Origin of the sequence: Bacillus sp. HU-1818 (genome assembly GCF_022695965.1) — a bacterium.
In the GTDB taxonomy this organism is placed as follows: Bacteria; Bacillota; Bacilli; order Bacillales; family Bacillaceae; genus Bacillus; species Bacillus atrophaeus.
The window spans coordinates 901,211-914,047 of sequence record NZ_JAAPBE010000002.1 but is presented as its reverse complement, the minus strand read 5'-3'; the positions used below and the strand labels follow the sequence as shown (position 1 = coordinate 914,047).

The window sequence follows — 12,837 nt, the reverse complement described above, 5'->3', positions numbered from 1 at the left end:
TTATTCAATAATTAAGTTGACAATTAATCTGGATTCGATTACTCTATGATTGTGTATATATCCAAGGGGGAAAAAAGATGATTCAGAATAAACTTCGTGTGAGTGATATGGCGCTGATCGGCATGTTCGCAGCACTCATGGGTGTCGGCGCCAACATTACATCAATGGCACCTTTTTTGCAAGTGGCAGGTATTCCGCTTTCTATGCAGCCCTTTTTCTGTCTATTGGCCGCACTGCTTCTCGGGAGCAGACGAGCTTCTATCGCTATGATTGTTTACGCGCTTGTCGGATTAATCGGCGCTCCTGTCTTTGCTCAGTTTTCAGCAGGCTTTGCTCCGTTTGCCGGTAAAAGCGGCGGCTTCATTCTATCTTATATTCCGGCAGCCTTTGCTGCGGGGTGGTATTTAGAACGGAAAGCGCAGCCAAGCAGACTTCATTTTCTTATCGCTTCTTTGCTCGGAACTGCCATCATGTATCTGGTCGGCACTACTTATATGTATCTTGCCTTAAAGGTTTGGATTGATGCACCCATCAGCTATGGAACAGCCTGGATTTTCATGTTTTGGTTTATAGTTAAGGATATGGCTTTTGCAATTGTTTTGGCTTTTATCGCGCCTTCCATTTACCGTTCTATCCATAAAGCAACCGGCTTCAGCAGAAATCATATTTCTTCCACATAATGAACCGTTCTCTTTGAGCGGTTCTTTTTTATGCCCAAACAAAAAAGCCCTCCGGCCGGAGAGCTTTTTTTACAGCACAAGCGCCGCAATCCATCCAAATAAAACAAGCGGAATGTTATAAAAGACAAATGTCGGCACACAAGTATCCCAAATATGGTGATGCTGTCCGTCTGCACTAAGCCCTGAGGTCGGGCCGAGCGTACTGTCGCTTGCAGGAGAGCCGGCGTCTCCAAGCGCGGCCGCAGCACCGATGATCGCAATCGTTGCCATCGGGCTGAATCCAAGCTGAAGGCACAGCGGAACAAAGATCGTGGTAATGACCGGGATCGTGGCAAAAGATGATCCGATCCCCATCGTGATTAAAATACCGACAGTCAGCATGAGAAAAGCGCCCAATGACTGGCTATGTCCGATAATGCCGGCTGCTGATTTCACAAGCGCACCGACATCGCCCGTTTTTGTCAAGACATTCGAGAATCCAGCCGCAACCAGCATGACAAACCCGATAAAGGCCATCATAACCATACCATCTGTAATTAAAGAATCAGCTTCCTCACGCTTCATTACACCGGTAACAAACAGGATAATGAGACCGGCAAGCGCCCCCATGATCATTCCTTCTACTCCTAATACTTGCGATAAGTAAAGCTGGACGCCAAGTGACACAACGATAGCCAAAACGGCTATGGCGAGGCTTTTTTTCGTATAGGGAGATGCTTTCATTCCCGAAACGTCTTTCGTTTCATATACTTTTGGTTTACGGTACACGAGCACAGCTAAAATCAAACCGACAACCATTCCCGCAGTCGGAATGATCATCGCGTATGGGATGTCTCCGAGAGAAACTTTCAACCCGGCATCCGCCATGTTATCTCTTAGCATACCTTGGAAAATTTGTCCGAAACCAACAGGCAGTGCAATATACGGCGCTGTGAGCCCAAAGGTAATCACACACGCAATCAGCCTGCGATCCATTTCAAGTTCATTAAAGATTTTTAACAGCGGCGGAATCAGCACCGGAATAAACGCGATATGAACAGGGACCACGTTTTGCGAAAAGCACGATACGATTAAAATAATGAAGACGATCAGTACCTTAGACAGCGCCTTTTTCCGTGTATCTTCCTTTTTCCCGATTAATTTCACAGATGCTTCAACCATTGCATCCGGCAAGCCTGTTTTTGTTAAGGCCGCCGCAAAAGCGCCAAGCAGCGCATAACTGACGGCAACGGTGGCATTGCCCCCAAGCCCCTCTGTGAAGGCTTTAACGGTCTCCCCAAGACCAAGGCCTCCTGTTAAACCGCCGGCTAAGGCACCTATCATTAAAGCAATAACTATATTGACACGCAGCAAGCTTAATACCAGCATAAGCAGCACTGCGATAACGACTGCATTCATACTACCCCTCCAAAAATCCTTTAGTTTGCTAATGTAGTAGATAAGTAAAGTGATGAACGTATCTTATCATATGACAAACACTTTAGTCAACTAAAGATTTAAGCAGAAAATAAAAATCCCCCGCTGCAGTTTCGCAGTGGAGGGAGAAGGGGTTATGCTTTTGTTTTTTCTGGTGTGAAGCGCTCTGCCAATGTCGCGAGTGTTCTAGCCATCACACCTGTGGCGCCCGCCGGTCCAAAGCATGTTGCTTTTTTTGACGTTGCGGTGCCCGCTATATCAAGGTGAACCCAAGGCGTATGTTCAGCAAATTCTCCGATAAACGTTCCTGCCATAATCGCATGGCCTTCTCTTCCCGGTGAATTGTTCAAGTCCGCCATTTGGCTGTTTTTCACGCGTTTTTTATCCTTTTCAGTGATCGGAAGCTGCCAGATCGCCTCACCGCACTCTTCCGCAGCCTCAGCCACTTGCTGATAAAACGCTTGATCATTTGTCATGGCGCCCGTTGTTTCCGTTCCTAATGCAACAACGACACCGCCTGTCAGCGTTGCTGCATCCACCAATACAGACGCGCCATGCTGCTTGGCGTATGTGATGCCATCAGCCAGCACAAGTCTTCCTTCCGCATCTGTATTTAAAATTTCAATGGTTTTTCCGCTTAAGGATACAATAACGTCATCAGGCTTCATCGCCGCGCCTGATATCATATTATCCGTCGATGGGATCACAGCCAGCACATTTTGTTCAGGCCGGAGTTCTCCAATAGCCTCCATTGCGCCAAGCACCGCGGCTGCCCCTCCCATATCTGATTTCATGCCGACGATGCCATCTTTTGTTTTAATCGAATAGCCTCCGGTATCAAACGTAATCCCTTTACCGACAAATCCGATGACATCTTCCCAAGCTTCTTTTGCCTGATATTTCAGCACAATCATTTTCGGGGGTTCCGCCGAGCCTTGGTTTACGGCAAGTATGCCTCCCATGCCGAGCTCTTCCATATCATCTTTTTCCAAAATTTCGCATTCAAAATCGTACTTGGCGGCAAGCTCAACCGCATAAGAAGCCAAATCAGTTGCAGTCAGCATATTGCCGGGCATATTGACAAGCATTCTTGCAGAGTTGGCCGCCTGGCCGAAAGCGCGGCCGACCCGAAGACCCGCCTGAACCTCTTGAGAATCTCCCTCTGTCAAGGCATAGACCGACTTAATCTGTTTTTCCGGCTCGTTTGATTTATGTTTATAATCCTGCACTTCGTATGTAGCAAGCAGGCAGCTTTCCGCTAAGGCATGAGCGGCATCGGCTGCCGGCACTTTATCGGTCATAAAGGTATCAAGCAAAACAGAAACCTCTTCTTTCCGATCTTTATGGATGGTTTGAAAAGCGTGTGCAAAGCATTCCTTTGCATCCTCAAATGTATAATCTGCCTCTCTTCCCAAACCAATAAAATAAATGCGTTTCATACCTGAGGCGAGGGGCGGGAATACTTTTGATACTAGATACCGTTTCGCAGAAACATCGCCGTCTTTCAGAAGCTGCGTCAGCTGGCCATCCAGCTTTTCATCAATTTCCTTTACGTTTTCAGTCAGCTGGCTTTTTTGAAAAAGCCCGACCAAAAGCGTTTCTTTATTTTCCAATTGATTGACTGCGTAAAACATGAGCACACACTCCTTGTCAACGTAATGGGTATTTGTCAGCAACAATGGTATAATAGGAAAAACATTCTTTCCCATACACTTATTTTAACAAACAATGAAGCAGAGCTGCTTTTTATTATGAAAACATAACTGATTTTCTTAAAGAAAGGATGTTCACATATGGAACTCTTTATGAATTTTCCTTTATTATCAAGTCTGGCCGCTATTGTATTTGCCCAAGTCGTTAAAGTGCCTATCCAATTTATCGTATCAAGAAGGCTCGACTGGTCACTGGTAACAAGCACCGGCGGCATGCCGAGCTCCCACTCCGCCGCAGTGACGGCACTGTCCACAGGCGTGGCTCTGGAACACGGATTGGGCTCTTCCTTATTTGCGGTCTCGGCAATTTTCGCTGTCATTACCATGTTTGATGCCACAGGCGTCAGACGACATGCCGGAGAACAGGCGACAGTCATCAATAAACTAGTCATTGATTTTAACCGGTTTGTCAGTGAAGCGAAAGATTTTCAGAAAGCGGAGGAAAAAGAAAAGCAGAAAAAACTGAAAGAGCTGCTCGGCCATCAGCCGATTGAGGTCTTTTTCGGCGGGTTAACCGGCATTTTGCTGACTCTGATTTTAAATTACTTTTTCATGTAATTCCATTACAGAAGCGACAATAAAGCCCAAAACTTTTGACAGTTTTGGGCTTTTTCCATTCTTTCTGCGCCTCAGCGCTCACGCTGAACTCCAAGCTCGCGAACGTTATTCCTTCACCGTTTTATACTGATTCCTGAATACCTGCATTGATTTATTCTCGTTTAATTTTAGAAGTTCGTCTTCCGTCACTGAACCGTTTCCTTTTTTAATCACATATACATCAAGGGTTTTTTTGCCCCAATTGCTATAGACATCCTTAACCGTTTCATAATAAAGATCAAGGCGGCTTCCTTTAATAGCTGAGCCTGTGTCCGCGACTACGCCATATCCGTAATCCGGGATGAACAAAATCGTCCCGATCGGAAAAACGGACGGGTCTGCGGCAACGGTGGAATATAAATCTCTTTTCACCTTTACGCCTGAGTATGTAAGACCGTATTGAGGGTCATCAGGATGTTTTCCGGTTGACTCGGGTCCGGCTGTATAACCGGTTGCTGTTACTTTATGCGCGGGATACTGCTTCCAGTCAAAAGCCTCTTCCAATGATTTGCTGGACTTAACTGATCCAGACATAGATTCGGCTTTTTTCTGCTGGATCGATTTCAATGTCAGGCCAAGCTGCTTCAGAGACTTTTCATGGTTTTCATTGACCCAGTTTGACAGGTCCTTCGCCTCTACTCCTGAAACAGCTAAATACGTCGTGCCAAAGGCAAGTATAAACAAAATGGACATCAGCAAACGTCTGATTATTTTCAACATCATCCACCTCTCTCCTTCAGTCAGTGTTCCCAACTCAGAGAGCATTATTCAAGCAGATGTGTCTTTTTCGGATGCACAAAAAAAGCTTTCTATTAAAGAAAGCGGCATTTAAAACATTTGATATCCTCTTTTTCTAAGCGCATTGATGGCAACGCCTGAAACGATAGCGCCGGCCAGACCGCTTGCCAATATCAGCACATCGGCCGCTGCTAATGAGATCACACGCTGAAACAGGCTGGAAAACGATTCTCCCGGCGCGTGAAAATAACTGATAAGCTTATCCTTACTAATAATGAAAAGGCATACAATCGGATAGACAACAGCCATGATCCAAGACATTCTTAACAGCATGTTCAATAGAAAACCAATGCCGAAAAACAGCACAAAAAATAGGACAACTGAAATTATTACGACAGGCAAACTAATCAAAATATTCCACCCCCTGCGGCCACTTTAAGTGTACCGCGGGGGCGGCAAAAAAGTCAACGGCTGGAAAATGATCGATCAGCTTTGCCGGTTCCCCCGCAAGAAGGACATGTTTCTGACCCGCCGAGCAGCAACTGAATATACCCTTTTCCTGAACAAAGTGAACATGTTTTCGAGGCACTTTGTGTGACAGTATTCATGAAAGATTCCTCCTTTTTCTTAATTTTCTGATAATATAACATATCTGTGTGTCAATGATAAAGTCAGATTTTATAACCGGATATTTGATGTAAGCGGAAACAACCTCTGTTTACTCTCGTTCTCTTTTTGTATTGCAGTTTTTCAAAAAAGAAGAAAATCCGCGGCTGCGGATTTCCTTAGAAGAATTTGAATTTACCTTTTTTCAGTGTGAGTCCGATTCCGCCTACCATAAACAGCGAACGGTTGTCGATGACCTTTTTCATAATGGAGGCCGGTGTTCCTTTGAGCTTTCTGCCGTATACCACGCCGACCGCATCATGTTCACCTAGCGAGGCCACGGTTCCTTTGATGTCCGGCTTGAATTCTTCAAGCTGGCCTCCGCCCTTGATCAGCCTGCCAAGGTTTTTCGCGACAGTTTCTCCTTGCTGCATGGCGATTTGCGCTGTAGGCGGATACGGGCGGTCTGTTTCTTCGTTGATAAAAAGCGAGCTGTCACCGAGAATAAAAACGTTATCATGCCCCGGGGCACGAAGGTCGGTGTTCACTTTTACACGGCCGCGCATATTTTCAAAGCCGGCTTCCTCAACGATAGGATGCCCGCGGACACCGGCTGCCCAGACAACCGTCTGTGACTTGATTTGCTCCGGCTCTTCGTCTTTTTTGCCGACTGTCACCCCGTTGGGCGTACATTCTTGAACGGCTGTGCCGATTTTAAATTCGATACCCTTCCCTTCGAGGTAATGAACCGCATAGTCAACAAGCTCGGGATCAAATCCAGGGAGCACAGTCGGAGCCGCTTCCACGCAGACAATCCGCACAAGACTGCGCTCAATATCATATTCCTTGCAAAGCTCCGGCACTCGGTTGGCCAATTCGCCAAGAAATTCAATTCCGGTAAATCCGGCGCCGCCGACAACGATTGTTAAACGGTCGGGACGTTTTTCCGCTTCCGTATTGTAAGTCGCAAACTGCAGTTCAATGTGCTCTCTCAGCTGGCGGGACGTATTGATATTCGCAATCGGAAACGCGTACTCTTTCAAGCCTTTAATGCCGAATGTTTCAGGCACAGCGCCGAGACCGATAACCAGATAATCATACGGAAGCTCTCCGCCTGCAAGCACAACCTTTCTTTCTTCTATATGAATCGCTTTTACTGTATCCTGAACAAAGTTCACACGCGACTGGTTAATAACATCCTTTATTTGATAACGGCAGCGGTCATGGTGAAGCGTTCCTGCGCTCGCTTCATGCATCCATGTTGTTTCATAGTGATAATTGTGCTTGTTCACAAGCGTAATGTCAGCATCGTTAGGGCCGACTTGCTTTGTCAGCCTTGTGACCGTCATTAATCCGCCATAACCTGCACCTAAAATTACGATTTTGGGTTTATTCAATGCCATCACATCCACCTTCTTTTTATTTTGCTGTTAAGACGCATAATAAAATATTCATTTGTGTTAGCTTCAGCTTTTTGGCGGGTTTTTATGAAATGTATTGAAATTTTTTTGTGAAAGCCTGCACTTTATCGCAATGCAATGATGATTACTGGCCGCCCTCCCAAAAATTCAGAAAAAATTAACATTTAAGTTCTCCCCACTATATTAGCGGCTTACGTCCTTTTTATCAAGTTCAAAAGTGCTCAGCCAAAACAGTGTATGTTTCCTGATGAAGCCTTGAATATCCCCATTTTTCATCAAAACTTTCTTAGGCAGGACACATCATAAGTCGAAGTAAATATGGTATAATTAATAACAATTTTCAATTAGGAGGCTTTATTTGTATGCAAGAGGATTCAAAGGTTTATGATATCACCATTATCGGCGGAGGACCGGTTGGCCTATTTACCGCTTTTTATGGCGGCATGAGGCAGGCCAGCGTTAAAATCATTGAAAGTCTTCCTCAGCTCGGCGGACAGCTCAGCGCTTTATACCCTGAGAAATATATATATGATGTAGCCGGATTTCCTAAAATCCGCGCTCAAGAGCTTGTGAACAATTTAAAAGAACAAATGGATAAATTTGATCAAACCATCTGTTTGGAACAAGCCGTTGAGTCTGTTGAAAAACAAGCGGACGGTGTTTTTAAACTTGTGACGGACAAAGAAACCCATTATTCCAAAACAGTCATTATCACAGCAGGAAACGGCGCGTTCCAGCCGAGAAAACTTGAGCTTGAATCAGCAGCTCAGTATGAAGGCAAGAACCTCCACTACTTTATTGATGATCTCAATCAGTTTGCCGGAAGACGCGTGGCGATTCTGGGCGGAGGCGATTCCGCGGTGGACTGGGCGCTTATGCTTGAGCCAATCGCAAAAGAAGTCAGCATTGTTCACCGCCGCGATAAATTCCGCGCGCATGAGCACAGTGTAGAAAACCTTCACAATTCAAAGGTCAATGTACTGACGCCGTTTGTTCCTTCAGAGCTTGTCGGCGAAGACCGCATTGAACAGCTTGTGCTTGAAGAAGTAAAGGGTGACCGGAAAGAGATCGTTGAAATTGATGATTTGATCGTCAACTACGGCTTCGTGTCATCGCTCGGCCCAATTAAAAACTGGGGACTTGATATCGAGAAAAACTCCATTGTCGTCAAATCCACAATGGAAACCAACATTGAAGGTTTCTTCGCTGCCGGTGATATCTGCACCTACGAAGGTAAGGTCAAACTGATTGCAAGCGGATTTGGAGAAGCGCCGACAGCAGTAAATAACGCGAAGGCTTACATGGACCCGAAAGCGCGCGTCCAGCCTTTACACTCAACAAGTCTTTTTGAAAATAAAAAATAATAAAAAGGAGATGTGTCGCTGACACATCTCCTTTTTTATTTAAATATGGTAAGGTAGTTCATCGCAGTCCCGACAACCAGCGCAATAACGAGTGCCGACACAACCCATATTGCCCCTAATATAATTCGGTCTTGAATCTTTTGCGACTTAGATGTGTTTTCTTGATCATGCTGATTCATTCCGTACTCTCCTTTTCATAAAGAAAACTTGGTGCTAAGCCCAAGCTTTTTTGAAATTATATGTTTAGCGTTCCTCATGATTCGTTTTATCTCCTTGCCCTATCAAGCCCGGACAATTCATTAAGACTATGATACCCAAACTCATCGTATATGACAAGCATTGTCATTCGAAGCAGCTGCGATACTCATGTTAAAAATTTGACAACCTAAATAAAACAGAGTACATTATACAAGGCGAACATTTAATATAAAAATTTGAATAATATTCGTTTTTAGGAGTGGATACTATGGAAAACGTGTTTGATTACGAAGATATTCAATTAATTCCTGCAAAATGCATCGTGAATAGCCGATCTGAATGTGATACATCCGTACGTCTGGGCGGACGTACATTCAAATTGCCTGTGGTGCCTGCCAATATGCAGACGATTATAGATGAAAACCTCGCTATTTCATTAGCTGAAAATGGTTACTTTTATGTAATGCACCGTTTTGAACCTGAAAAACGTTTTGATTTTATAAAAGACATGAACTCACGCGGATTATTTTCTTCCATTAGTGTAGGAGTCAAGGATGAGGAGTATCAATTTGTCCAACAGTTAGCTGAGGAAAATCTTACACCTGAATACATGACAATCGACATCGCGCACGGACATTCAAAAGCAGTCATCGAGATGATTCAGCATATTAAGAAACATTTGCCAAACAGCTTTGTGATTGCGGGAAATGTCGGAACGCCGGAAGCTGTCAGAGAATTAGAGAATGCCGGAGCAGATGCAACAAAAGTCGGCATCGGACCCGGTAAGGTATGTATTACGAAGATCAAAACCGGATTCGGAACGGGCGGCTGGCAATTGGCGGCGCTGCGCTGGTGTGCAAAAGCCGCAAGCAAACCGATTATTGCCGACGGAGGCATCCGCACCCATGGAGACATCGCAAAATCAATCAGATTCGGCGCGTCTATGGTCATGATCGGATCACTATTTGCCGGACACGAAGAATCTCCGGGAGAAACCATTGAAAAAGACGGAAAGCTCTACAAAGAATACTTTGGATCAGCTTCTGAATTTCAAAAAGGTGAAAAGAAAAATGTAGAAGGCAAGAAAATGCATGTGGAACACAAAGGTTCTTTAAAGGATACGTTGATCGAAATGGAACAGGATCTTCAGTCCTCTATTTCATATGCCGGCGGAAACAAACTGGATGCAATCCGCAACGTGGATTATGTTGTTGTGAAGAATTCGATTTTTAATGGTGATAAGTATTAATGAATGGATAGACCGCTCTTTAAATTTCAACCAGATCAATTCAACTAAAATCCGATCCAATTAACGTAATTCAAATCGTTTTTTACGAAGGTCTGGAAGTATCTCGAAAACAAATTGATACATGTTTAAAAGGTAAAAACACTCACAAATGTGTACTGCTTGTGAGTGTTTCTTTTGTAATGAGATTAAGCCTCTACCTTGCCTACTCTTGCGAAACCAGCCTTTACTGCTTGTATCATTTCATTCACAGCGTGAATAGATACGTCGGCATTTGGATTTAATCCTTCAAACCAGTGATAGGCCCCAGGATATAAATGAAATTCGACATCAACACCAGCTTGCGCAAGTTTGGTTACATAGGTTAATGTTTCACTGCGGAATGGATCTAATTGACCAACAAATGTGTAGGTGTATGGCAAATTACTATAATCCTCTGCCCGAGCAGGGGCTGCATAGGCAGGGATATTATCCGTTCCATATATTTCTCCTAAATACATTTTCCAGCCAGCTTCATTTGTCTTTTGATTCCAAACAAATCCTTCTTTAATTTCATTCGTAGAAGGTGTATTATTTCGGTCATCAATCATTGGATAGAGCGGCATTTGGAAACAAATAGAAGGATATTGCCGATCGCGGGCCAATAATGTCAATGCGGCTGTTAGTCCGCCGCCAGCGCTCGCTCCTGCAACACCAATTCGATTCGAATCAATGTTTAATGGCTCTGCATTATCAGCAATCCATTTTAATGCTGCATAACAATCTTCAATTGGTGCTGGATAAGGATGTTCAGGAGCTAAACGGTAGTCTACAGAAACGACCACACAGTTGGCTTCTTTTACAAATCTCATACAAGTATCATCATTATCATCTATAGACCCTAAGATATAACCGCCACCATGTATCCATAACAGGACAGGTAAGGATTCATTATTTGATTTTGGACGATAAATTCTTAATGGTAATGGATTAGCATCAGGCCCTGCAATGACTTCATCTGTTAATGAAAGGAATTCATCAACAACTGTAGGTGGTCTCATTTGCGATATTTCTTCTCTAATTGCTTGCAAGTTCTCTGGGCGTAAATCGAGGTCTTGAAACATTTCTAATCCTGGTAATAACTCTGGATTTACTCGGTTCTTCATTTTAACACCTCTATTTGTAACTATTTTCAAATAAGTGCGGTGTATTCTAAGTAGTTAATGGTGATAAAATCATCACAATTAAATTGTAAAGTGGATATGTTATAGTCGTCAACAGAATATTCCAAAAATACATCTGCTTTTAGGAGAAAGTTTCATGTACTTGAACATATTGATGTCGGTTGTATCATGTTTTTCTCTCGAGAGGCAATTGGATCAAGAAAAAGAAATATTTAAAGAGAAATAAAAAGAGCCAGCGGTTTAAGTTTCATAGTGAGGCATTACTTTCATATTTAAAACAGCAAAAAGCCTCCTCAATTAACTATCGAGAAGGCATTTCATTTAAGATGATATAATACGTCAGCACTCCTCAGGCTTACCAGCATTTTGAGCAGTTCTGAAAGAAGAGCCGCAGCCGCATGATGCGATGGCGTTCGGGTTGTCGATGGTGAAGCCGCCGCCCATCATGGATTGTTTAAAGTCAATAATCGTGCCGTTCATGATATCCATGCTTTCGTTGTCGACCAGAACGGTGATGCCGTGCTGTTCAAAGGCGCTGTCCTGCTCGCCTTTTTCATGTTCAAAACCCATTCCATAGGAAAGGCCGCTGCAGCCGCCTCCTTTTACTCCTACGCGTAAAAAAGCATTTTCTTCTTCATGCTCTTTCATCATATCTTTTATATGCAAAGCTGCTGCTTCAGTAATTGTTACCGGGTTGCTCATATTTGTGAACCTCCTTTTAGATACCGGATGTTGTTCTATCATTATAAACTTGATCGGCTTAATTCTCAAACAAGGCGTTTCAGAGGAAATATACACCTTCACAAACGGTCTCAGCCGGGCCTGTCATCATTACGTGGCCATTTTCTTTCCAGTTAATCACCAGATCGCCGCCCGCTAAATGAACCGTAATGTTATCATCACGTTTGGATATCCCGTTTAGCACAGATGCGACAGCCGCGGCGCATGCACCTGTTCCGCATGCCTGCGTAATCCCCGATCCCCGTTCCCATACGCGGAAATGCAGTTCTTTTTCATTGACGGTCTCCACAAATTCCACATTAATGCCTTCAGGAAATCTCGGGTCTTTTTCAATCACCGGTCCCAATGTCGTAAGCGGGGCCTGTTCGATGTCTTCAATCGGAAAAACGATATGAGGATTTCCCATTGAAACCGCTGTTCCCTTTAGCTCAGCTTCGCCAAATGTCATCGTTTCATTGATCGTTTGCTCTTCACCGCCGCCGAGCATCGGAAGCTCTGCCTTTGTCAGACGCGGTTCACCCATGTCGACGGTAACGACATTCACTTTACCGTCCGCTGTCTGAACTTCCGCTTTGACAAGGCCGGACAGCGTTTCAATCAAAAAGGACGTTTCCTCTGTCAGCTTATGCTCATACGCGTATTTTGCCACGCAGCGAAGGCCGTTTCCGCAGTTTTTCCCTTCTGATCCGTCATTGTTAAAAATCCGCATTTTCACCGGTGCTTTGTCAGAAGGGCAGATAAGGATCATTCCGTCTGAACCGATGCCTGTATATACGGAAGACACCTTGACAGCAATGTCCGCCAATTGTTCTTCCGGCAATTGTTCTTCAAATTGATTAACATAAATGTAGCTGTTTCCAAGACCGTGCATTTTGGTAAATCGAAATGAATTCATAGGTGCCTCCAACTTTTTCTCTTTTACTTAGTATAAAAGCTATTATAAGCGGACACAATA

Annotated in this window: 14 protein-coding genes; 4 read left to right on the top strand and 10 right to left on the bottom strand. The window is 44.1% G+C overall.

Annotation, left to right across the window (positions count from 1 at the left end; all coding sequences use genetic code 11):
- The first annotated feature begins 77 nt into the window (after positions 1-77).
- On the top strand, positions 78-680 hold the full coding sequence (locus GXP75_RS09960) for a biotin transporter BioY (protein ID WP_242556701.1): 603 nt from the start codon (positions 78-80) through the stop codon (positions 678-680).
- Between the two features lie 69 nt (positions 681-749).
- On the opposite strand, the gene GXP75_RS09955 is transcribed toward GXP75_RS09960, so the two are convergent.
- Together GXP75_RS09955 and GXP75_RS09950 are read right to left on the bottom strand one after the other, a co-directional pair.
- A complete protein-coding gene (locus tag GXP75_RS09955) occupies positions 750-2,078 on the bottom strand; it encodes a Na+/H+ antiporter family protein (protein ID WP_242556700.1) in 1,329 nt (442 codons plus the stop codon).
- Positions 2,079-2,230: 152 nt separating this feature from the next.
- Positions 2,231-3,730 carry a leucyl aminopeptidase gene (locus GXP75_RS09950; RefSeq protein WP_242556699.1) on the bottom strand — a complete coding sequence of 500 codons (1,500 nt, stop codon included), beginning with the start codon at positions 3,728-3,730 and terminating at the stop codon, positions 2,231-2,233.
- 159 nt (positions 3,731-3,889) lie between these two features.
- Here GXP75_RS09950 and GXP75_RS09945 point away from each other — a divergent pair, with 159 nt between their 5' ends.
- A complete protein-coding gene (locus tag GXP75_RS09945; RefSeq protein ID WP_003327115.1) occupies positions 3,890-4,366 on the top strand; it encodes a divergent PAP2 family protein in 477 nt (158 codons plus the stop codon).
- 105 nt (positions 4,367-4,471) lie between these two features.
- Here GXP75_RS09945 and GXP75_RS09940 read toward each other — a convergent pair whose 3' ends face one another.
- The 4 genes from GXP75_RS09940 to GXP75_RS09925 all read right to left on the bottom strand — a co-directional run bounded on the left by GXP75_RS09940 (position 4,472) and on the right by GXP75_RS09925 (position 7,152).
- A complete protein-coding gene (locus GXP75_RS09940; RefSeq protein ID WP_150225057.1) occupies positions 4,472-5,128 on the bottom strand; it encodes a 3D domain-containing protein in 657 nt (218 codons plus the stop codon).
- 105 nt (positions 5,129-5,233) lie between these two features.
- A complete protein-coding gene (locus tag GXP75_RS09935) occupies positions 5,234-5,554 on the bottom strand; it encodes a YuiB family protein (protein WP_003327113.1) in 321 nt (106 codons plus the stop codon).
- 53 nt (positions 5,555-5,607) lie between these two features.
- Positions 5,608-5,751, bottom strand: a complete 144-nt coding sequence (locus tag GXP75_RS09930; protein ID WP_157883205.1) for a YuiA family protein — start codon at positions 5,749-5,751, stop codon at positions 5,608-5,610.
- A gap of 177 nt (positions 5,752-5,928) precedes the next feature.
- Positions 5,929-7,152 (bottom strand): NAD(P)/FAD-dependent oxidoreductase, encoded by a 1,224-nt coding sequence (locus tag GXP75_RS09925; protein WP_150225056.1) that lies wholly within the window; start codon positions 7,150-7,152, stop codon positions 5,929-5,931.
- A 380-nt stretch (positions 7,153-7,532) separates the two neighbouring features.
- On the opposite strand from GXP75_RS09925, the gene yumC reads away from it, so the two are divergent.
- Positions 7,533-8,534 carry a ferredoxin--NADP reductase 2 gene (gene yumC / locus GXP75_RS09920; protein ID WP_010789819.1) on the top strand — a complete coding sequence of 334 codons (1,002 nt, stop codon included), beginning with the start codon at positions 7,533-7,535 and terminating at the stop codon, positions 8,532-8,534.
- Between the two features lie 35 nt (positions 8,535-8,569).
- Here yumC and GXP75_RS09915 read toward each other — a convergent pair whose 3' ends face one another.
- Entirely contained in the window at positions 8,570-8,713 is a 144-nt protein-coding gene (locus tag GXP75_RS09915) for a hypothetical protein (RefSeq protein WP_003327110.1), read from the bottom strand.
- A gap of 287 nt (positions 8,714-9,000) precedes the next feature.
- Between GXP75_RS09915 and guaC the strand changes: the two genes are divergently transcribed.
- Positions 9,001-9,981, top strand: coding sequence for a GMP reductase (gene guaC, locus GXP75_RS09910; protein ID WP_150225055.1), 981 nt, complete (start codon positions 9,001-9,003; stop codon positions 9,979-9,981).
- 185 nt (positions 9,982-10,166) lie between these two features.
- On the opposite strand, the gene GXP75_RS09905 is transcribed toward guaC, so the two are convergent.
- The 3 genes from GXP75_RS09905 to dapF all read right to left on the bottom strand — a co-directional run bounded on the left by GXP75_RS09905 (position 10,167) and on the right by dapF (position 12,777).
- Complete coding sequence (locus GXP75_RS09905; RefSeq protein ID WP_242556698.1) at positions 10,167-11,123, bottom strand: alpha/beta hydrolase; 957 nt, start codon at positions 11,121-11,123, stop codon at positions 10,167-10,169.
- Between the two features lie 357 nt (positions 11,124-11,480).
- Entirely contained in the window at positions 11,481-11,843 is a 363-nt protein-coding gene (locus GXP75_RS09900) for a HesB/IscA family protein (protein ID WP_003327108.1), read from the bottom strand.
- A 79-nt stretch (positions 11,844-11,922) separates the two neighbouring features.
- A complete protein-coding gene (gene dapF, locus GXP75_RS09895; protein ID WP_242556697.1) occupies positions 11,923-12,777 on the bottom strand; it encodes a diaminopimelate epimerase in 855 nt (284 codons plus the stop codon).
- Between the last annotated feature and the right edge of the window lie 60 nt (positions 12,778-12,837).